This window comes from Actinomadura vinacea (assembly GCF_039532545.1).
GTDB lineage: Bacteria > Actinomycetota > Actinomycetes > Streptosporangiales > Streptosporangiaceae > Spirillospora > Spirillospora vinacea.
This window is the reverse complement of record NZ_BAAARW010000001.1, coordinates 292142-314489: the sequence shown is the minus strand read 5'-3', so window position 1 is coordinate 314489 and position 22348 is coordinate 292142. Positions and strand designations below refer to the sequence as shown.

The 22348-nt window shown below is 72.9% G+C and carries 7 protein-coding genes; 2 read left to right on the top strand and 5 right to left on the bottom strand.

The genetic code is table 11. The annotated features are described in order from the left end of the window. Positions 1–78 precede the first annotated feature (78 nt). Together ABD340_RS01390 and ABD340_RS01385 are read right to left on the bottom strand one after the other, a co-directional pair. Positions 79–1218, bottom strand: coding sequence for an ROK family transcriptional regulator (locus tag ABD340_RS01390; protein ID WP_344586421.1), 1140 nt, complete (start codon positions 1216–1218; stop codon positions 79–81). A 73-nt stretch (positions 1219–1291) separates the two neighbouring features. After that, positions 1292–2467, bottom strand: coding sequence for an ROK family transcriptional regulator (locus ABD340_RS01385; RefSeq protein ID WP_344586419.1), 1176 nt, complete (start codon positions 2465–2467; stop codon positions 1292–1294). A 254-nt stretch (positions 2468–2721) separates the two neighbouring features. Here ABD340_RS01385 and ABD340_RS01380 point away from each other — a divergent pair, with 254 nt between their 5' ends. Both ABD340_RS01380 and ABD340_RS01375 read left to right on the top strand, forming a co-directional pair. Next, positions 2722–4350: a carboxylesterase/lipase family protein gene (locus ABD340_RS01380; protein ID WP_344586417.1), complete on the top strand. Its 1629-nt coding sequence runs from the start codon at positions 2722–2724 to the stop codon at positions 4348–4350. 304 nt (positions 4351–4654) lie between these two features. After that, the gene (locus ABD340_RS01375; RefSeq protein ID WP_344586415.1) at positions 4655–5407 is read left to right on the top strand and encodes an IclR family transcriptional regulator; all 753 of its coding nucleotides are present in this window, start codon (positions 4655–4657) and stop codon (positions 5405–5407) included. A 32-nt stretch (positions 5408–5439) separates the two neighbouring features. Here the strand turns inward: ABD340_RS01375 and ABD340_RS01370 are convergent, their stop codons facing one another. The 3 genes from ABD340_RS01370 to ABD340_RS01360 form a co-directional block, all read right to left on the bottom strand. After that, on the bottom strand, positions 5440–6765 hold the full coding sequence (locus tag ABD340_RS01370; RefSeq protein WP_344586413.1) for a poly(ethylene terephthalate) hydrolase family protein: 1326 nt from the start codon (positions 6763–6765) through the stop codon (positions 5440–5442). Positions 6766–6935: 170 nt separating this feature from the next. Beyond that, positions 6936–18818: a LysM peptidoglycan-binding domain-containing protein gene (locus ABD340_RS01365; protein WP_344586411.1), complete on the bottom strand. Its 11883-nt coding sequence runs from the start codon at positions 18816–18818 to the stop codon at positions 6936–6938. A 1-nt stretch (position 18819) separates the two neighbouring features. Continuing rightward, positions 18820–22302, bottom strand: coding sequence for a hypothetical protein (locus tag ABD340_RS01360; RefSeq protein ID WP_344586410.1), 3483 nt, complete (start codon positions 22300–22302; stop codon positions 18820–18822). Between the last annotated feature and the right edge of the window lie 46 nt (positions 22303–22348).

The window sequence follows — 22348 nt, the reverse complement described above, 5'->3', positions numbered from 1 at the left end:
TCAGCCGGCCGCAGACGGGGTCCCGGGTGACCCCTTCCTATTCGGCGATGTGCGCGGGCCTTCGCCGCGGAGGCATTTCTACAGGTTGCCGGGGCTGGTGAGGTAGGTGCCTCTCGCCAGTGCGATCCCGCCCAGTGGCTCTGCTCGAATGCCCAGTGGCGAGGGGATCACCGGCAGGTCGCCGACGGGGGGCAGCGCGGTGCGGTGTATTCCGTCCTGGATTCCGGCCAGCAGCGCGGGGTGCGGTGGCACGTCGGCGGTGCTGATCACGATGCGTTCGGGGTCGAGCATGTTGGCCAGCGCGCCGAGTTGCTCGCCCATCTGCCCGCCGATGCGGCCGAGGACGCGTCCGGCGGCGGTGTCTCCGGCGTCGCAGCGGCGGAAGAGCTCGGTCAGGGCGAGCAGCCCGCCCTTGCCCCCGGTGCCGTGCCGGGCGGCGATGTAAAGCTCCATGGCCAGGCAGCCGCGGGCGCCGCAAACGCACGGGTGGCCCATCTCGTTGATCTGGACGTGGCCGATCTCGCCGGCGTAGCCCGCCGCGCCCCGGTAGAGCCGCCCGCCCACGACCAGGGCCGAGCCGACGCCGGGAGCGAGCTTCACGTACACCAGGTCGCGGCAGCCCTGCCCGGCGCCCTCCACGAGCTCTCCGACGGCGGCCAGGTTCGCGTCGTTCTCCACCGAGATCCGGATGTCGGGCAGCCAGTCCCTCAGCCACTCCACCGGCCGGAAGCCCACCCAGTCCGGCAGGAAGCCGCGGGGCTGCGGCTGGCCCCCGTCGCCGATGGGGCAGGGCAGGCCCAGCGTGAGGTTCGTCAGCGAGTCCGTGGCCGAGTCGGCTTCCGCCAGGCACTCGTGCAGGAGGCGGCGGCCGGCGTCCAGTGCGCCCCTGACGTCGAGGGCGACGTTCACCCTTGCCTCGCGCTCGGCGAACACCCGGTCGTCGGAGCTCGCGACCCGGACCCGGACGGAATCGCGCGAGAACGCGAGCGCGGCGAACATCCCCTGGGGCGGCCGTCTGCGCCAACGTTGCGCGGGACGGCCCCGGCCACCGGACGCGACGGCGGGCTCGCACAGTACGGCCCCCTCCGCCTGCAGCCGGTGCAGCATGTCGGCGAGCGTCGGTCGGCTCAGGCCGCTGAGCCGGCCGAGGTCCGCCATCGTCACGGCGGTGTCGTACGGGATCAGCGCCAGCAGCCGGGACCTGCCCGCGGCCGTCATGACGTCTCCCCGTGGGGGCACGACCCCCCACACCCCCCGGCAAAAACAGCGCTCATGCCCTCCCTTCGCTCGGTCATGACGCTCCCGGGACGGCGATCCGTGTCGCTCGGATGAGGGCGCCCAGGCTGATCGCGCGTTCTCCCAGTTCGCCGGCCACCAGGCGCATCCCGTCGCCCACCGCGGGCTGGGTGCGCCGGTCCAGCGACTCGCGGAGGCCGGCGAGCACCGGCTCGGCGGCGTCGGCCAGTAACCCGCCGAGCACGACCGCGGCCGGGTTGAGGGTGTTGGCGAGGTCGCCGACGACGGTGCCGATGACCCGGCCCGCGTCGGTGAGGGCGCGCTGGACGACCGGATCAGTGCCGGCCAGGTCGATCAGGCGGGCCGGGGCGAGGGCGCCGAAGGACGGCCGGAGCACCTCCAGGATCGCGCCCGACGACGCCAGCGACTCCAGGCAGCGGTGGCCGCCGCACCGGCACGCGCGGCCCGGCCCGGCGGCACCGCCCACCGGGATGTGCCCCAGTTCTCCGGCGAGGCCGTGGAAGCCGCGGTGGACGCGGCCGGCGAGGATCAGGGCGGCGCCGACGCCGGACGAGACCTTGAGGTAGATCAGGTCCTCGAGGCCGCGGGCGGCGCCGAGCCGGGCCTCCGCCAGCGCTCCGAGGTTGGCGTCGTTGTCGATGACGACGGGCAGCCCGAGCCGGTCGCCGAGTTCGGCGGCCGGGCGGGTACCGCTCCAGCCGGGCAGGATCGAGCCGGTCACCACGCTCTGGTCGGCGGCCAGGACGGGCGCCGGAAGGCCCATGCCGACCGCCACCGGTTCGCGCGGACGCGGCAGCGGCGCGAGCGCGGCGCGGATCTCCTCCTCGGCCGCCCGCAGCGCGGCGTCCTTGCTGCCGGCCACGTCGAACTCGATGGTGTGCTCGTTCAGCACCCGCAGGGACATGTCGGCGACGGCGACCGACAGGTGGCTGTGCCCGAAATCGACGGCCGCGACCAGCCCGGCGGCGGGGGTGAGCGACAGTCCGGCGACGGGACGGCCCGGACGGCGGTTCCCGGGGTCCGGGCCGGCGGTGCGTTCGGTCAGCAGGCCGTCCGACAGCAGCGCCGCCACCGCGCCGGACACCGACGACCGGGACAGCCCGGTCCGCTCGATCAGCTCCGCGCGGGTGAGGAACACCTCCCCGCGCAGCTCGTTCAGGACCAGGCGCGCGGCGGTCGGCCTGCGGCGAGTCCCGGCTGAGTCGCTCACCGGCAAAATCCTAACCCGGCCGTGCGGAATTATGTCCGGTTCTTGACGTTAATGATTTCCGTCAAGACCTGCACAAAACCGGCGGACAATTACTCTTATTGACCCCGCAGATAACGATATTTACGCTCCTCTTGCAGGTACGGCGCCGGGAGTGAGACTCGTGATCGGGGGCCAATTATGTCGTCGTGCTGCGGAAAGGTGAGGTGACGACACCTCGGCGTCCGCGGCCCGAGGCGGCTTGAGAGGCAGGCAACATGATCCGTCAACGAGCGTTCCGTTTCGTCATCGGGCTGGCCCTCGCGCTGCCGGCCCTGCACGTGCCCGCGGCCCAGGCCGCCGACCGGAACGTGGTCAGGACCGACAAGGGACTCGTCCGGGGCGGCACGGTCCAGGGCGTCGACAAGTTCCTCGGCATCCCGTTCGCGGCGCCCCCGGTCGGGGACCGCCGCCTCGCCCCTCCCGCGCCCGCCACGCGCTGGTCCGGCGTGCGCCAGGCCACCGCGTTCAGCCCGCCCTGCCCGCAACTTCCGAGCGGCAACGGACCGCGGTCGGAGGCCGAGGACTGCCTCTACGTCAACGTCTTCCGGCCGGCCGGGGCACGCGGCCGCCTGCCGGTGCTGTTCTACATCTACGGCGGCGGCCTGCAGAACGGCGGCGCCCAGCAGTACGACGGGGCCAAGCTCGCCGCCGACAACAACGTCGTCGTGGTCGCCGCCAACTACCGGCTGAACGTGTTCGGCCTGCTCACGCTGCCGGGGTTCGGCGGGAACCAGGCGCTGCTCGACCAGCAGGCCGCGCTGCGCTGGACGCGGACGAACATCGCGGCGTTCGGGGGCGACTCCCGCGCGGTGACGATCGGCGGCGAGTCCGCGGGCGGGATGTCGGTGTGCGCGCACCTGGCCGCACCGGGCTCGGCGGGGCTCTTCAAGGGCGCGATCATCCAGAGCGGCGCCTGCACGTCGGCGCCGCGGGCGCAGGCCGAGGCGCAGGGCGCGGAGTTCGCGCGCTCGGTCGGCTGCACCGATCCGGACGCGCTGGCGTGCCTGCGCGCCAAGCCCGTCGCGGAACTGCTGGACGCGAGCGCGCGCACGCAGACCTTCTTCGTGCACGGCGGCGGTCCCTTGCCGACCGCGCCCGCGGACGCGGTGGACGCCGGCCGCTTCGCCCGGGTGCCGGTGATGATCGGCGCCAACCGCGACGAGGGCCGGTCCTTCGCGCTCGGTTTCCTCGGGTACACGCCCGAGCAGTACGAGGCCTGGGTCAGGACGGTGTACGGGGACAGGGCGTCCGGGGTGCTGGAGCGCTACCCCATCAGCGACTACACCGGCCGGTACGCCGCCGTCTACGCCATCGCGGCGATCATGACCGATGCCGGTCTGGTCGCCGGCATCGGGGGCTGCCCGACGCTGACCCTCGCCCAGCGGTTCGCCCGCCACACCCGCACCTTCAAGTACCGGTTCGACGACCGGAAGTTCCCCGGGCTCACCCCCGGCAGGCCGGAGGGGTACGAGTGGGGCGCGCCGCACGCGGGTGAGCTGCCCTACCTGTTCCCGAGCTTCGACAACGGCACCCCGATCACTCCGCTCTTCACCGCCGACCAGCGCCGGCTCGCCGACGACATGAGCCACTACTGGGGTTCGTTCACCCGTGGCGGCACTCCCAACACGCCGCGGCACCGGCTGGCGTACTGGCCGGACGTCAGGGCGAAGGCCGTGCTCTCGCTCCGGCCCGGCGGGCAGAGCACGCGCATCTCCTTCGCCCAGTACCGCGCAGACCACAACTGCGACTTCTGGGACACCGTGTCGGCCCCCGGCGCCGCGTCCCGCGCGATCGACCTGATGGCCGCCCGCGGCGTCAGCCTCGGGACGCCGGCGCTCGGCTGAGCCATTCGGCACACACGCAACCGCCGCGCGAGCGCGTTACCTGGCCGGTGGGGCGATGCCGGAGGCGAGCGTCGCCGGCCAGATCGCGAAGCGATGTCGCGCTCGCCCAAGCACGGTCAGGGTGCGAGCCGCTAGGCGAGTGCCCTGGGCCGGGGCTGCGAGAACACAGCCTGGCCGGTGGGGCGATGCCGGAGGCGAGCGTCGCCGGCCAGATCGCGAAGCGATGTCGCGCTCGCCCAAGCACGGTCAGGGTGCGAGCCGCTAGGCGAGTGCCCTGGGCCGGGATTGCAGAAAGCACAGAGCGATGCCGCTACCGTCGCACAGCAGGTCCGTCGTCGAGGAGCCTGCGACCCGTTCGGTCACCAGGCGCGTCCTCAGCGTGCTGGACGTGTTCGCCGGGGAGCGCGGGTGGCTGACCCTTTCGGACATCAGCCGGCGGACCGGAATGCCGCTGACCACCACCCATCGGCTGGTCGGCGAGCTGGTGTCCTGGGGCGCGCTCGAACGCAGCCACAACGGCCGCTACCAGATCGGGTTGCACCTGTGGGCCGTCGCGGCGCTGGCTCCCCGGGGGCTGGAGTTGAGGGAGGTGGCGATTCCGTTTCTGGAGGACCTGTCGGAGACCACTGGGCGGCAGCAGGTCCGGCTGGCGGTGCTGGACGGCATGGACGCGGTGCTCGTGGAGCGGATCCGCGCCCGGGGTGCCGGGTCCGCACGCGAGCCGACCGGCGGACGGAGCCCGGCGCATGCGACCGGTGACGGGCTGGTGCTCCTGGCTTTCGCGGCGGTGGCCGTCCAGGAACGGTATCTGGCCGGTCATCAGCCGGGCGCCGGCCTGCGCCGGGCGCTCGCCGAGGTCCGCCGGACGGGGTTCGCCATGAGCGACCAGATCGTGTCGGTCGGCGCGCCTGTACGGGACGCGACGGGAGAGGTCATCGCCGCGGTGTCGATCGTCGTGGGGCCGCACGGTCCCAGGCCGAGCACGCTCGGCCCCGCGGTCGTGGTCACCGGCCGGACGATCTCGCGCGCGTTGTCGCGCCGGGCGGAAGGCGGTTGAATCCGCGTGCCGCCCGGCGCGGACAGGCCCGGTCAGAAGGCGCAGGTGTCCATCCAGCGCGTGACCAGAGACGTGTTGTTCTTGTCGGCCTCGCGCTCGGTTCCGCACAGGAACGGGCTGAAGCGGGTGTCGGAGCGCAGCCAGCGGCTGAAGAACGACACGATCCACTTGCCCTGCTTGGCCTTGTTACCGGACCCGGTCATCGGGCAGAGATGGTCGCCGGGAACCTCGATGTAGAGCTTCTCGGCCTGGGACATGGAGTTGTACCAAGGGACCGCGTAGGTGTCACCGTTGGCCACAGGGTCGCTTTCACAGGTCAGGAAAAAGGTGGGCTCGGTGACACTGGAGAAATTCCCGTTCGGATAGTAGGGGGCGGTCGGCACGCCCGCCTTGAAACGGGCGTCGTCGCGGAGGGCCACCATCGTGCCGCCGCCGCCCATCGAGTGGCCGGCCGCGCCGAGCGTGCCGTTGGCCTTTCCGGAGATCGGGTTGCCGGTGGCGTTGCTGAGCGCCAGCAATTGGGTGCCCGCGGCGGTGATCTGGTCGCCGCGCGATTCGGGGTCGTCGGTGGGCGTGCGGGTGCCGACGTTGATGACGACGAAGCCCCAGGAGGCCAGGCGGGGTGCGAGCCATTGCAGGTTCTGCTGCGTGCCCTGGTAACCCGGCATCAGCACGACGCCCGGGTACGAGCCGGCGGCCGTCGGATAGGTGATCGTGCCGGACCCGTACCCGCTCGGGCTGGGAACGGTGTAGTTGGCGGTGGCCAGCGGCCCGTTGGCGGCTTCGAGGGAAGCGATGGTCGGGGCCGGGATCGTGCTGCCCGGCGGAGTGCCGCCGCCGGTGCCGTAGACCTGGAACTCCCAAAGCGAGTAGCCGTAGGTGGTCGCGCGGGCGGTGCCGTGGACGCGGACGTACCGGCCGCTTCCGGTGACGTTGAGGGTCTGCACGCCGCCGGTGCCGGTCGTGGTCGAGTAGATGGTGGTCCAGGTCGTGCCGTTGGCCGAGGTCTGGATCTGGAACGCGCGGGCGTACGCGGCCTCCCAGCGCAGGACGACCTGGCTGATGTCGGCCGTGGCGCCGAGGTCGACGCGCAGCCACTGCGGGTCGCCGAAGGAGCTCGACCAGCGGGTCGCGGTGTTGCCGTCCACGGCCGCCGACGCCGTGGTGGAGGCGTTCTCGGTGGACGAGGCGGAGGCGGGCTTGCCCTGGGACAGCAGCTCCGCGGCGGTCGCCGGCGCGGCGGGGACGGCCACCAGCACGAAGGCGGTGCCGAGGACCAGCGCGCTCAGCAGGGTCACGGCACGGGAGCGGGTTCTGGGCGGCGGCGCGATGCCGGACGGACGGTGGAATGGTCGCATCGAATGACCTCCGGGGGCGGGCGCAATGCCGGAAAACGCATGCGCCCGCACCGTAATCCCGTCCGAAGCCGCTGGAAGGCGCGCTTCCGCTGAGCGACAGGAAGTGAATCGGCCAGAACACGCCTTCTGCTCACCGGAAGGCGCCGGGCCCGCATTTCACCTCATTTATCTCATGTGTCGGTGGCCTGGCGGCAGGCCGGTGCGGGGTCGATGACGTACTTGATGGGCAGGTGCAGGTTGCGCAGGCGCAGCAAGGGCATCGGACGCGCGGTCAGGTTCGTCATGAGCGTCAGGTCGAAGCCGAGCGTTCCGCCGCAGACGGGTGTGCGCGCCTGGAACCAGTCGTGGATCGCCTTGGCCCATCCGGCGAGCATCCTGGTCAGGGCGCCGTCCGGGCGCTGGGCGGTGAGCGGCGCCTGCATCAGCAGGGGCAGCGTCACCGGTGTCAGGCCGGGGTTGGCCTCGTAGGAGTACGTCACCTCCACCTGGACGGTCAGGTCCGGCTCCGCGGTGTTGAGGAGCAGTGCGGCGAACACCGCCTCCAGGTGTCCCGCGAGCGTGCGGTAGGCGGGCTGGGACGGGGCCGGAACGCCGATCAACGGGACCTGGAGGACGGTGCCGATGTCGGTCGACGGTTGCAGCGGCGCGGCACCGCGGATCGCCGGGGTACGGTACACGAACGGGTCGGCCGATGGGCGTCCCGGTACGAGCTCCCGGTTGCGTTCGACGGCCACGGAGGCGAGCGCGTCCTGCTGTTCCAGCAGGTGCAGGCCCGGGATGACGACGGTGCGGTCGGGTATGGCCTGGCCGCTCGCGGCTGTCAGGTACCGCCCTTCAGGGCCGCCGCGGGCACGGTAGACGTACCCGAAACGGCCGTCCTCGCCGGTGGTGTGCGGCTCGGGTTCGTACCGTTCGTCGTCGATCAGCACGACGGGCACGCCGACACCCGTGGGCGGGGCGCCGGTGACGGTCACGAGCAGGGCGTGCGGTGTGGCTCCGACGTCGACCGAGCCCTCGTCGATCGTGAACTCGTAGACGGTGCCGCCCGCGGCGGACAGGTGGGCGGCCTCCACGACGAGGCCGGAGTCGGCGACCGTCTCGGCCAGGGTGAGGAACGCGTGCAGCGCCGCCGCCGCGTTGGTCACCTCCTCGCCGGGCCCGGTGCGCGCGTCGATCGGCGCCAGGTAGGCGTCCAGGTCCCGGGCGACGGCGGGGTGGACGGCCGCGAACTCGGCCAGCGCGCCGAAGGGGTCGTCGGCGGTGAGGGCGCCGGCCCGGTCGCCGCCGACGTTGAACGCGACTCCGGCGATCACCCGGTCCTGCGGGTAGTGGTACGGCAGCGAGTAGCCGAACCGGTACTCCCAGCGGACCGCGCGGTCCAGCTGCCCGTCCTGGTCGGCGGGGTAGTGCGCCGCCTGCCCGCGCATCGTCGGGCTCGCGGGGTAGGCGCGCAGCACCAGCGGCACCGAGAACGCGCCCAGGTCGGCCGACAGCGGCGCCGGGCCCTCGCGGTCGATGAACGTGAGCCAGCTCGACGCCCGGTGGTCGATGCCGGGGACCGGGCCGATCTGGTGCTCGATCGCGCCGGCCTCGTAGCGGACGTCCAGGTCGGCCCGCGCGACCACGGCGCCGTCCGCGCGCACCGTGTCGGGCGCGGTCACCAGGAAGGCGAGCGGCACCCCGGTGCCGGTGCGGAGCGGGAGCCGGGGCGAGGTCAGCGACACCGGCGTGATGTCGCCCCCGTCGGTGTCCTGCCCGCGCTGGATCGGCTCCCCGAACAGCTCCGGCGGCGACTCGGCGCCGGGGTCGCGCACGTCGGCGTGCACGTCCGCGGCGAACTGCGCGGCCGCGCGGACCGAGTAGGCGTCGAGCAGGCGGGTGAGCATCTGCTGGCGGAACAGCTCGCGGGCGTGCGCGGGGTCGGCGTGCTCGCCGTCGAACACCGGGATCATCCACCGGCAGGCGGCCGCGGCCAGCCGCTCCTTGACCCGGAGCGCGCGGGCGAGCAGGTCCTCCCCGGTCAGCGCGCCGACGACCTGCGCGGCGGCGGTGAAGCGGGGAGTGAGGAGGGTGTCCACTGCGCCGAACAGCGTCCGGCACCAGCCGTCCAGGTTGACCTCGGCGAAGTCCTCGTGCCGGGACGGCCGCGGGGCGAGTCCGGTGCCGGTGCGGTAGTCGCGGATCGGCACTCCGCGGCGGCTCTGCAGGTGCGTGGACACCGGCCGCGGCGCGAAGATCGCCGGGCCGTCCCCGGTGAGGGTGTAGGAGATCGGGGTGCCGGGGGCGCGGCCGGTCCGTACCGCCCACACGGTCGTCTCCTCGCCCGTGCCGGACGCGGCTTCGCGCGCGAAGCGGTCGACGCCCACCGCGACCTTGACCAGTTGCTCATCGCCGGACAGCGCGGTCTGCAGCCGCTGCGCGAACTCCAGGAGCGCCAGCGTCTCCCCGGGCGTCCCGGCCTCCGGCGGGAGCGGGTGCTGGTAGGGCGCGACCGGCGTGGTCGCCGCGCGCACGCCCGGCACGGTGGCGAGCTCGCCGAGGACGGTGCCGCCGGTGCGGGCCAGCCGGAACGCGACCCGGAGCGGGAAGATCAGGGCCGGGTTGACCGCGTCGCGCGCGAGCACGATCCCGATCGGGTGCGCGGGCGGCGGCGAGGGCACCGCGGTCCCGAAGGCGGCGCGGTCGTCGAGGAAGGCGAGGATGGAGCCGCCCGCGTCGCACAGCCATGCGCGCAGCGCGCGGGCCTGCTCCGGGGTCAGCTCGGCGTCGCCGGTCGCGGCCGGGTCGTCCTGGGAGCGGCCCAGCAGCGTGGTCTCGATCGTGTACGCGATGCCGTGCGGGTCGTCGAGCTGGTCGCGCAGCCTGGCGTAGACGCTCGCGTCGGTGCGGGCGTTCGCGGCGACCGAGGAGGTGCGGGCCGCGCCGTCGGCCGGGTAGGCGAACCCGGCGCGGCCTTCGACGGTGCCCGGACGGTCCGCGTAGCGGAGCCCGCGCACGGACACCTCGTACCGCCGGCCGTCGGCGAGCGCGGAGACGGTGAGCCGGACGGTGCGGCCGTCGGCGCCGAGCACCGCGGACCGGACCGTGACGTTCTCGTCGAAGGTGTAGTGGTCCAGGTCGGCGATCCCGTCCGGGGCGAGCGGGGCCGTGAACGTCAGCTCGACGGTGCCGGCGTCCCGCGCGGCGGCGGCGAGGAGTCCCTGGTAGCGGCTGTCGTCGAAGCCCAGCAGCAGTTCCAGGAGCGGTGCGCCGGTGTCGGCGGCGCGGACCTGCCAGCTCGACGACACCGAGGGCCACTGGCCGAGACCCACCAGCGCGTCGGTGTACCCGGTCAGAAGGGGAGGCTGGTCGTAGGGACCCCGGTCGCCCTTCCGCGGATCGGACAGGACGGTGGACAGCGTGTTCCCGTAGATGTCACGCCAGCCGAAGGACACCTGGAGGATCTCGCCGATGCCCTCGTACGGTGACGCGACGCCCTCAGGACGGGTGAAGCGGGTGTACGGAACGGCCCGCTCGTAGTCCCACACGCCTTCCCCTGGCGCCACTGCGCGCGGTGCCCGGATCTTGTCGTGGTTCTCCGCGTCGGCCGTCTCGGTCACCGGCCCGGCGGGCAGGCCCAGGACGCTCTCGGTGAACGCGGCGTTGCCCGCGACCTGGTAGCCGAGCAGAGTGAAGGCGTTGAGCAGGAACAGCCGCGCGAAATCGGCGCCCGGCTCGACCGGGACCTCGTGCGGCCGCTCGCGGGTCGCGGCGACGGCGGCGACTCCGGGCTGCACGGTCGCGGTCCGCACCCGGGGCCCGCCCGGCACGGTGATCTGCTGCCCGGTCGCGAACGGGCCGGGAACGTCCTGGTTGGCGGCGGCGAGGGACGCCGCGTCCTGCCCGTACGCGGCGATGATCTCGCCGAACGTGCGGCTGGACGGGCTGGTGCCCGGGGTCAGCACCAGCCGGGGCAGCCGGAGCGCGGCCGGGAACGGCAGCGGGTCGGGCAGCCCGCCGTCCCAGCGCGGGTTGGCCTCGCGCAGCGCCTCGACGGTCGTGCCGAACTCGCGGGCGAGGTCGGCCAGCGCGATGCCGCCCGGCGGCGCCTGGCAGACGCCCTCGTCCACCACGATCCGGGCGCCGGCGGCCAGCGCGAGCGCGGTGTTGGCGGCCAGCAGGTCCGCGACGTCGCCGTAGTACGCCCTGGCCAGCTCGCCGAGCCGGACGTCCGGTGCCGCCGCCACCCGCACGGCCGGGTCGGGCGGATCGGCCTCGGCGAAGACGGTCGCGTCGGCGGGCAGGTCCGCGGCGGTGGCGAGGCGGTTCATGAACGCGCCGACACGGTCGCGTTGCATCGGCTCGGCGGGCGCGGCGTAGAGCACGATGAGGGTGAGGGTGGCCTCGTCGCCGTCGGCGAAGAGCCGTTCCGGCAGCCCCCGCCCCTCGGCGGCGGCGTCGTAGTAGAGGAAGAAGCCGCCGCCGCGCGTGATGCCCGCCTCCCAGAGGAGCCGGATGAACTCCTCGGGAGTGTTGAGCAGGCGCGGCCCGGTGCCCGCCATGGCCGCCCGAGGGGTGCCGGGCGGGCGCGTACGGGTGCTCAGGTCGACCTGGGCGATGCCCATCGTGACCTGCGGCAGGGTGTCGTTGTCCAGGCCCGCGCCGTCGCCCGATCCGGGGAACGCGAGGACGAGCCGGTCGATCTCGGGCCCGTCGCTACCGGTGCCCCAGCGTTCCAGGAGCCGTTCGAGCAGGACGGCGTCCTTGTCGTTCACTCCCGCGATCTCGTACGTGGACCGGGTGGACGGGCTCCCGTCGACCGGCGGCACCCGCTTCACCTTGAGGTTCACGGCGGTGGCCCAGCCGTAGATCCCGACGTCGGCGGTGCCGGTGGCGCCGGTCGCCTCGTCGTAGCGGCCGACCCGCACCCGCATGCGCGGATCGCAGGCCCGGACGGACCGGTCGGGCAGAGCGGTCAGGTCGGCGGGCAGCCGGTAAAGCCGAAGCTCCCCCGCCGACGAAGAGCCGTGCTCCTGTGGGGGGACGACCCCCCACACCCCCCGGCCAGAACCTACAGACCGAACCCCTCCGCTCCGCTGGCGCTCCACTCCGGGTTCCGGTCTGTAGGGCAGCGGCACCGGCACCGGGCTCCGCCACGGGACGGTCCCGGTGAACGGGTAGGTGGCGGGCGTGCTCACCGACATCGGACCGGGACCGAGCGACGCGAGCCCGACGTCCAGCCGTTCGCCCCGCCCGTACCGATCGCGCAGTTCGGCGACCCGCCGGGCGTCCACCGAACCGGGCGCGAGCGTGATCTCCAGGCGGTCGGTCTCCCGGCCCGCGCCGTCGGTGAACCGCAGCCAGCCGGGTCCCGCGGCCCGGTCGAGGACGACGCGGAACGGCTCCGCGGACAGGACGGGCAGCGCGATCTGCTGGCCGGTGAGGGCGTGCAGGCCCGCGTGCGGCGGCAGGCTGAGCCGCCCGCCCTCGTCCCGGACCCACATCCCGCACGCCTTCGGGGTGATCCCGCCGGTCGGCAGGCGAAGGCCGTGCAGGGAGTAGCGCGACGCGAGGGCCGAGAGCTGCCTGATCGCGAACGTCCGCTGCGCCTCGGCGATCAGCTCGCCGACCCGGAACCTGATGAGATGCGGCACGTCCAGGTACGGGGCGGGGTCGCCGCCCGCCGTCCGGGTGGCGAACAGGCCCCGGACCTCGCCGTTGGCGGCCTGCTCGCCGAGCACCGCCGCGGTCGTCCCGAACAGGGCCGCCACCGAGCCCAGGCTTCTGGACGCGGTGACGTGCCCGAACACCGGCAGGGCGAGGGTCGCCATCGGAGCGATCAGGTCCTCCTGGACGAGGACGCCGCCCTCGGCCAGCAGCTCGTCGAGCGACACGCCCAGGCTCGCCGCGACATCGCCCAGTACGTCCCCTGGCCGGACCTGGTACGACGCGTGGCCGGGGAACGGCACCTCCGCGCCCGGACGCAGCACCGCCCGGCCCGCGTTGCACTCGGCGAGCGTGGCGGCGGTGAAACCGCCCGCGTAGACGTCCCGCCCGGCCAGCGCGGCGAACGTCGCCCCGGCGCCGGCGGGGCAGGTCACCAGCGGGATGAGCGGGGTGGCGTCCGGGCGCAGCAGACCGGGCTGGTCCAGCACCCCGGCACCCGTGATCAGCTCGGTGTAGCGGACGCCCACCGACCTGGCGACGCCGACCAGGGTGTCGCCGTCCCGGACGGTGTAGGGCGGCTTGCCGGGAACGGCGATCCGCGCGCCCGCGCGCAGCACGCCGGGATCGGCCGCGTTCGCGCCCGCGATGTCGCTCGCGGTGACCGCGTCCTCGTAGCGGCGGGCGAGCGAGGCGAAGCCGTCGTCCTCGCCGGTGCGGCACGTCACGCCCACCGTCAGCGTCCGGTCCGGCTGGACCGGGTGGGACCCGTTGGCGGCGAACAGGCCGACCACGGTGTACGCGGGGCCGTCGCCGTTCTCGTTGATCCAGCGCACGATGCCGCGGGGCGTGTCGTCCGGCCCGATCGGATACTTGAACAGGCGCAGCCCGTCGCGGACGGCTTGGACCATCTGCCGGGCCAGCAGCAGGAAGTAGTCGCCGAAGACCCACCCGGCCATCGACAGGGACGTGTCGGGCACGCTCGCCGTTTCGCCGGAGACCTGCACGGCCAGCTCGGCGAAATAGTCGCGGAGCCGGGCGAGCGCCTCCCCGTCGATCTCGTTGTAGGAACCGAACGCGTACCGGGACGCGGAGCGCCCGTCCCCGTACTCCGGGATGTCGAGGACGAGCGCGGGCGGAACGGGCAGGTACGTCGCGTCCGGTGCCTCGTTCGTCCCCGCCTTCCCCACGGTGAGCCTGAAGTGCCCCGCCAGGAACCGCTCGACCGCCTCGGCCGGTACCGGTGCCGGTACGGCCCGGCCGCTGACCAGGACCTCGTCGAGCAGGTACGTCAGATCCAGCTCGTCGATCACCAGGTCATCGATCTGCTCGGCGGTGCGCGGACCGTCCTGGATCGCCGCGACGGCCCACCGCAGGACGCCCTTGCACAGCGTCTCGAACGAGGTGTCGCCATCGGCGGCGGCGTCGGCGAGCATCGCCTCGTGCACGGCCGGCACCGAATCGATGAGCAGCATCGCCACCCAGCAGGGCGCCTGGTCCGCGTCCGGCCGGGTCGCCCACTCGTCCCGCGCCAGGGTGAGCCCCGGGACGGCGTAGCCGGTCAGCTCGGCGGGGGTGGCGGCGGGCAGCAGGTTGTCCCAGTTCGGCGGGCGCATGACGCGGGCCGCCGGCTCGCGGCGCATCCTCAGGCGCCGGTCGGCGGGCCCGCCGAGGACTCCGGCGGAAGCGCCCAGCGGCCGGGCCCGCACGCCCTTCCACGGCGGGACGCCGAGGTTGTCGATGCTGAAGGTCTCCTTGAGCCGCATCGAGAACGTGAAGCTGATCTTGATGGTGAACAGCCCCACGTCGATCCGCACGCTCGCCGACACGTCGACCGACATCACCAGGCTGAGGGACAGCGACGCGAACGACTCGTAGACGATCTCGGCCAGCACGCTGATCCGCACGTCCACATCGGCCTTGACGATGGCGAAGTCGACCGATCCGTACAGCCGCCCGAGCAGCCCCACCGTCCCGCGGACCAGGAAGTAGTAGCTCCCCTGCACCTGGTCGGCCTGCTCCAGGGCGCCGGATCCCGGCCGGTAGGGGTTCCACTTCGCGATGACGCCCTCCAGGACGCCGGTGACCGTGAGCTCGAACCCGGCCCGCAGCACCCCGTACTCCAGCGACTTGCCGAAGCCCACCCGCAGCCCGAGCCCGAAGACGATCACGGGATTGAAGGTGCCGTTCGCCGCCTTGGGCACCAGATCGGTCGTGGCACTGGACAGCTTGCCCAGATAGAGGCCGCCAGAGCCGACCAGGGGGATCCCCGGGTAGATCAGGGCCTCCAGCCTGAACGAGCGCGAGAAGTCCATGTTCCTGGGGAACCCGACATCGACGAGGAAGTCGCCGTTGGTGTACACCGCCACGGCGAACACCGGCAGCGTGATCGAGTACGCCCCGACACTCAGATGGCGCATCTGGTCGGGCAGCGTGATCTCCGCCTGGTACACCCCGACCGCGTCGCTGATCTGCCGGTACATCACCTCCAGCGCCAGCCCCTTGAAGACCTTCGCCGCCGGGCCGTCCAGGGCCAGCCGCAGCCCGTACAAGCGCGGATCGCAGAAGACGACCTGCCCGTTGAGCAGATAAGCCGCCGGCTTACCCTCCTCCCCAGCCACGACGAAACGCCCACCGCCGCCCGCCGTGGCCTCAAACTCGTCATCTCCGGGCTTCTCCTCGTCTGCGCGGAGGATGCCCAGGTCCAGGGCGGCCGTCCAGGAGACGGCTCGGTCCAGGCGGACGTCCGGGATCTCGCCCGATGCGGGTTCGGGGAGTTCGGCCAGCCGTTTGATCGCCTTTGTCACGGTGTCGTCCTGGGCCAGGCCGGGCACGTCGATGTGCTGGCCCAGGGCGAGAAGGCGCAGGTCGATGTACTTGCCGCCCTGGCCGGGCGGGGCAGGGGCGGCGCCGGGGTCGCTGGCGTCCCAGGGGCCGAGGGCCCCGGTGTCGCCCAGGGCATCGGCGCCGATGTTCCACGGGAAGAACCCGCGCAGTGTCACCATGACGCCCTTGCCGGGCTCGGTGCTCCGGTACGCGACGTCGATGCCGTCGATACGCGCGAAGCCGAGGTCGATCGGCCCGATGCCGACCTTGAACCCGACCTGGTCGCGGGCGGGGTTCTTCGGGTTGAACCGGTAGGTGAGGGCGAGGTCGCCGGGTTTGACCGAGTTGAGCGCGGACCACGGTGCCGGGAGCGCGTACTTCGCCCCGGTCACCCAGGAGACCATGGCCTCGATGACCGAGCCGAGCGTGGCGCCGGCGGCGAGCCCCAGCGCGGCCGTGTAGTCGCCTTCGGCGGACGGGCCGGTGACCTTGCCCTCCAGCCCGTTCCAGGTGATGCCGAACGAGCTGACGTCCGGGTCGTAGTCCGACCACACGCGCAGCCGGACGCCCTGCCACGTCCAGTCGGTCTCCAGGCGCGCGAAGTGACCGGCGGTCACGGGCGGCGGGCCGGGCTTTCCGGCGCGGTACCCCAGCCGCAGCTTCGCCGCGACCGACAGGCCCGGGATGAACGGCACCGTCCACGGCTCGGCGGTGCGGCCGCCGAAGGTCCAGGAGCCGTCCCCGGTGTCGATGACCAGCTCCAGGTCGCTGATCCCGTACCGGCTGCCGGTCGTCCATCCGGTGTAGGCCGCGAGCAGTTCGTCCAGGGGGACCGCGCCGCCGGTCTGGCGGCCCTCGAAGCGCCAGCCGGCGGCCTTCCGGTAGGACGCCTCGACGGCCAGTTCGATCTTCGCGCTCTCCGGCAGGACCAGGACCGTCCCGCCGAACCGCCCGTCGGTGCCGGACGCGTCGCCGCGCACGCCGAAGCGCAGGTTCTTGATCGTGAACCACGGGGCGGCGGGCGCGGGCGGGACGGGCCAGTCCGCCTCGATCCCGCAGTCCACGCTCCAGGATCCGGCGGGACGGTTGTACTGGAAGTCGAAGAGGGTCACCGCGCCGTCGACCGGCGCGGACTGCCCGCCGGGCAGGAACAGCGCCAGCACGTCGGCGATCCGGACGCGTTCCTTCGGGTCCTTGGGCGGGACGAGCGTGCCCTGGAAGTTCTGGTCGGGCAGCGCGGCCGACACCCGCACCGCGCCCGGCCCCAGCGCGAACGTCCCGACGATCTCGAACCGGGTGCTGCGGGTGGCCGGTTTGCCCGGGTCGGCGACGTTGGCCTGGATCTCCAGTTGGTTCAGCACGACGGGGCCGAACAGCGGCCAGGGCTCGGTCGTGGCGAACCGCACCGAGAACGCCTCGACGGCGTGCGACGCCACGCCGTAGCGGATCTCGAACCGGCGCACGCCCAGGTCGGCGGCCACGTTGAGCGGCGCGGGCAGCGCGCCCGCGAGGTTGACGCCGCCGAGCAGCGCGAACAGCCGCGACAGGGTGGGGTAGGGATCGGTGAACGAGGCGTTGAACACCCACCGGCCCGCCGCCGGGGGGACCGACAGCGTGATGTTCATCGCGGGCGGGCCGTCGGTGACCGCGCCGGGCAGCGGGATCGACCCCCCGACCAGGCCGGTGGTGACGGCGGCGGGGTCGGCGGGCTGGACGACCTGGAGGTACGAGTCCTTGATCGGGAACCAGGGCGCGCCGGTGAGGTTCCAGTTCCCGGCCGCGCCGGGCGAGATCCGGACGGTGCCGGTCAGGCCCGTGCCGCCGTTGGTGAAGACGATCGTCAGCTCGGCGGTGACCAGGCGGAGAAGGCTCCGGGCCTGGCCGCGCGCTTCGAGCCGTCCGTTCTCCGGTGGCTTGATCTCGGCGGCCGACAGGACGAGCCGGTGCCCGTCCGACATGTTCCGGAAGAGGTCGGCGAGCGGGCCGGTCGAGAACGCGCCGGGGGCGAGGTCCAGCGTTCCGTCCGGCCGGAGGTTGGCCCGCAGATCCTGGTAGACCTTGTCGAGCACCGGATCCTGGACCGTACTGGATCGGCCGATCTGCTTGAAGGACTCGCTCGAGAACACCCACTGCAATGCCGCGGTCAGCTTCTCCTGCTGCGGGTTCTCCCGCAGGAACGGGCCGAACTGGTGGAAATACCGGTAGAGCGCGTTCTCCGGGGAATAGGCGTCGGTCACGTAGTCGGCGAGGCGTAGCGGCGGGATGGCGTTCCCGTCCGTTCCCCATACGGACGGGAGCGTGCGCACATCGTTCGTGGCCTGGGCCGCGGCCAGCGACTCGGCCGTCGGTTCCGCGCCGAGCGGCAGCACCGGGTACGGAACGTTGGCGAATCGGAAGTACGGGTTTCCCAGCGGGATCGCCAGACCTGCCGTGCCCGCCCCTTCGAGCAGCGAGGGCAGCGTGGCCTCCGCGTACATGAGGTCGAACACGTCCTGCGGCAGGCCTTGCAGGTTGAGGATCAGGATCTCGTCGTTCCGGAGGTCCCGGATCGCCCTGGAGATCTCGGTGGGGTCGCGCAGGAGATGCTTGACGGCGACCTTCGGCCGGCCTCCGGGGCAGAGGTACTTGTCGACGAAGGGGGCGACCGTCAGAGCGGCCCCGGGAATGGGATCGCCCTTGAACCTGCTGGCGAGGATCTGCCAGGTGCCGGGCTTGAACGCGGTCAGGACGAGGATCACCGCGCCCTTGCGGAAGCGTTCGGAGCGCTCCTGGAGGACGCGGATCGTCCCGGCCAGGTTGAAGGTGATCGAGGCCGGGGGCGGGCTGCTCGCCGGGGTCATGGCGCCCTGGTCGCTGATGCCGTAGACGGGGCAGAACAGCCGGTTGTCGCGCACCCCGTCGATGACCGCCTTGGCCGCCGCGACGATCTCCTCCTTGCCCGGAAGCTTGGCCAGGAGTTCCCACTCCGCCTCGGAGATGCGCGGGGTGGGCCGGCTGTAGAGCATCGACCTGAACTCCAGGCCCTGCTTGCTCAGCTCGTCGCCGATGACCACGAACCGGTCCTGCCCGGTGAAGTAGGCGAAGCTTTCGTAGCGAAGTCGCTCGTTCTCCCACCCGTACGGCTGGACGGCCATCAGGAGCTCGACCTTCAACCGCCCGGCCGCCTCCCGGACCTCGCTCTGGCTGTTGTAATCCCAGCCACCGCTGATCGCGAACCTGGTCGGCGTGGGAAGCCCTTCCCGCGGCAGTTTCACCAAGGTGACCTCAGCGGTCCTGCCTTCGCTCGTCACCTCGATCGGAGGCGGATCGGTACCGGGCTTGATCTGCGGCAGGATGATCCGCAGCTTCTCCAGGACCTCGTCCGAGTCGTAGACGAGTTCCGCGTACTGGACGGCGCCGAGCGCGACGAAGCGTTTGAGGACCTGGACGGTGGACGCCTGGTGCCCGAACGCCGCCCCGTGCGCCGCGTAGAAACGCGGTGTCGTGTCCTTGAGGAAGCGGGACACGACTTCATGGAGCTGCTTGATGGAGGAGTCGAGCTGCGCCGAGGCAACGTCGATCACCTGCTCGATCGCCAGTTCCATTTCAGCCCCGCTCTCTTTCCAGGAGGAGATGTGGCCGCCGCCGTTCCGGCCCGGTTCCGGCCTTCTCGCGGCGGTAGAGGGCGTACCAGCCGAGGCCGCCGGGCCCCGCGGTGTCCTGGTCGCCGAAGAGGAAGAACGAGGTGGAGCCGCTGGGCGGGATGCCGGCCAGGCCGAGGAAGCGCAGCGCGATGTCGTTCAGGGTGAGCAGGAATCCCTCGCGCGGCGGCGTCCCGCCTGCCGCGGCGCGGTCCAGCCGGATCTGCCCGACCGACAGCCGCAGGACGTTCTCCAGGCTGAACAGCGTCGCGCCGCCCTTCGTCCCGGGCAGGCCGAGCCCGACGAGGACGCGCTGCGCCCCCTCGTCCCCGGTGTCGTCGTCGGCGGTGGACCAGGCGGTGAGCAGGCGCGCGACCAGGCCCGCGTCGCCGGCGAGCTCGCCGGGGGTGCCGAGGTCCAGCTCGTACGCCAGCCCGTACCACGGGCCGTCCGCCACCCCGCTGAGCGGAGCGCCCGTGACGACGGGCAGGTAGCCGGCGCTCTCCGGCGGCGCGTCCGCGTCCCCCGTGGCGAGGCCGCGCAGGTCGAGCGCGAAGTCCTGGAAGAGGCTGTCCTTGCGCGGGGTGCTCGTCGCGAGGTCGAAGCGCACCTCCCCGGGCTCGAAGGTGAACGTGCGCCGGGCCGGGTCCAGCGGCGGGAACGCCATGCGGACGCCCAGCCCGGAGAACGCGAGCCCCCGGCGCGGCAGGTCCGCGTCCGCGTCGCCGCCGAACGACAGCACGTCGAACGGGGTGCCGTCGTTCCGCCGCAGCACCTTGAGGTCGAGGAATCCGGACAGGTCGAACCACGACGCGACGTCCCGGCCGGTCTGCGGGTCGCCCGGGTCGCGGGTGGACATCCGCACCCCGGTGATCTCCACCTTCCGAACCGGGACGCCGGCGCCGAACCGGAACGTCGCCGGTTCCGTCCCGGTGAGGCTGTGCACCGGCCGGGAGCCGTCGTGCTGGTAGTGCCCGCGGAGCACGAGGGTGTTGAACGGGTTGCCGCCCTCCCCCATCCCGGCGACCCGCATGCCGAACAGCCGGTTCACGGTGAGCTGGGCCCACGACTCGAACTCCTGGACGGCGGTGTTCTCGAAGACCGCGCGCAGGCTCAGCAACCGGAAGTCGTGGTCCACGCCCTGGCGGGGCGGCACCGGCCGGGCCCGCTCGCCCGGACCGGGCGGCGTGAACGCCGGATCGGCGTAGTCGACGAGCCCGAACATCGAACTGTCCCCGGCGAGGTCGATCGCCGGGGCGCCGGGATCGTTGCGGACCTGGCTGATCTCGATCCCGAAGTGGTGGGCGTGGAACCGGCTCGGGTCGGTGACCCCGGCGACGACCCCGGCGAGATCGACCGGGAGCGCGTCGATCCGCATGCGCAGCACCAGGATGCCCGTCCAGGCACGATCGCGGGCCAGCGCGTTGAAGCGCGCGAGATACGGCTCGGGGCGCCCGGCCGCGGCCTCGAAGTAGCGCCGCAGCCAGCTCGACAGGACCACGAGCTCGGCGGGGTCCGGCGGACCGGGCCGCTCGTCCGGCCCCGGGCCGAGCCCGGGGACCAGGTCGCTCGGCGCGGCGAACTCCTCCCGTTGCGTCCACCGCTCCGGGTTGCAGACCAGGCTCTCGCTCGCCGGGCGCCCGGGGTCGTAGAGCGGGCCTTCCCTGCCCTTCACGATGAGGACGTTGGCGTAGTCGTCGTAGCGGTTGCGGCCGACGTCGGCGGCGAAGTCCCATTCGCCGATGTTCATGGTGTTCTGGAACACCGCCTCGCCCGCGCCGTCGCCCGCGCCCGTGAACCGGCCGAGGCGGGTGGCGTTGGCGGCGACGAGGAACAGGTCACTGGACTGGAACGCCTGCTGCAGTTCCGGGACGGGCGCGAGGAAGCACATCCGGCGCGGCTTCGGGTCGTCGTTCTGGCCGAGCAGGATCCTGCTCCAGCGGCCGTCGGGTTGGACGGTGACGAGCAGCCCGGCCGGCGTGGTCGCGTTCTCGGGTCCGGCTTGCGATTCGGCGTTGAACGGGTGCGCGCGCCCGCCGATCCGCGTCCGCCGGGTGGACGCGAGCGCCGTCCGCTCGACGTCCTCGATCCGTTCCCGGCTCCAGCCGCCGTGCTCCGGATCCACCTGCACTCCCGCGTACGGGGCCAGCGGGAACACCGCGCCCCGGTGCAGCGCCACCCCGGGGGCCACGTTTCCGAAGAGGGTGTGGTTCGCGGGGTAGGTGCTCGCGTCCCTCCCGTACAGGGAAGCGCCGCGCGGTTGGGCGACGTACGGCGTCGCGTCCTCCCCGTCGGCCCGCACCAGGCTCGCCCACGAGGTGCGATAGGTGTCGACGAGCAGCGGCGCTTCCGGGTCGGACGGCGGCCCGACCGGCGACGCTTCGGGAAAGGGGTAGCCGGCCACGTACGCGGGGAGGCGCGGCGTGAAGACGAGCCGGTCCCCCGGAGTGAAGGCGATGTACTCGGTGCCTTGGAGACCGCACAGCAGCTGCTGGACGGTGCCCTCGGCCCCTGGCGCCTCCAGCGTGAACGCGCCCGAAGGTGCCGCCTGGAACGCCTGGAGCGGCTCGGCCGTGCCCGGATTGAACACCAGATGTCCGGCGTCCGGGCCGGGCGCCGGCACCAGGCGGATGCGGGCGCCCGTGTCGGTGCGGTAGTGCGACTCCAGGACCGTCCGGGCACCGTCATGGTTCTGTCCGGTGAAGACCACGACCGTACGTCCCGGCAGGATCGCGTTCACCGGGTCGGCGGGGTCGATCGCGACCGCGAAGCCGAGCCTGTCCGCCCCGGACGGCAGGTGCCCGGCGGCCAGCGGCAGCCACAGCGCGTCGTCCGGGGGGACGGCGAACTGGAAGCCCCAGCGCCATCTCTCGTACAGCGACCGCCGCTCGATGTAGGTGGTGAAGTCCAGGCATCCGCGGCCGGGACCGGAGAAGGCCAGGTCGGCCTCGGAGATCTGGGTGGCGTCCGGGGCGGCGGGACCGGAGAAGCCGATCGCCCCGGTGCCGCGCACCCGCAGCACCTCCCCGTCGAGGACGAGCCCGGTGCCGCCGAGGATCCTGAGCCGCAGATCCCGGACGAGCGGGATCTCGACCGCGGTCGCGATCTTGCCGCCGTCCCGGTCGATGCCCATGACGACGTTCGGCGAGCCGGGGATCCGCGCCGGGTCGGGCAGCCAGACGATCACCCGGTCCGACGCCGCCCCGCGGACGATGACGTCGACCTCGCCGATGAACCGGTCGACGGCCCCCGCGGGCGCGAGGTCGGGCGCCGCGGTCGCGAAGACGAACGAGCCGCCCAGGCCGTGCATGGCCTGCTCCAGCCCGATCTCCGGGTCCGCCCGCGCCCCCTCGGGCAGCAGGTAGCCGAGCCAGCGGTGGAGAGGGTCGGGCGTTGCGGCTGAGGCGAGGTACAGCCGGGTCTCCTCGACCTGCTGGAAGAAGCTCACTGCGATCCGCCTTAGAGATCGGGCGCCGGAAGGGCGGGCGACCCGG

Bases quoted from the DNA above. Each gene is read 5' to 3' on its own strand.
- ABD340_RS01390 (WP_344586421.1), bottom strand. From the start codon at position 1,218: ATGACGGCCGCGGGCAGGTCCCGGCTGCTGGCGCTGATCCCGTACGAC.
- ABD340_RS01380 (WP_344586417.1), top strand. From the start codon at position 2,722: ATGATCCGTCAACGAGCGTTCCGTTTCGTCATCGGGCTGGCCCTCGCG.
- ABD340_RS01375 (WP_344586415.1), top strand. From the start codon at position 4,655: ATGCCGCTACCGTCGCACAGCAGGTCCGTCGTCGAGGAGCCTGCGACC.
- ABD340_RS01370 (WP_344586413.1), bottom strand. From the start codon at position 6,765: ATGCGACCATTCCACCGTCCGTCCGGCATCGCGCCGCCGCCCAGAACC.
- ABD340_RS01365 (WP_344586411.1), bottom strand. From the start codon at position 18,818: ATGGAACTGGCGATCGAGCAGGTGATCGACGTTGCCTCGGCGCAGCTC.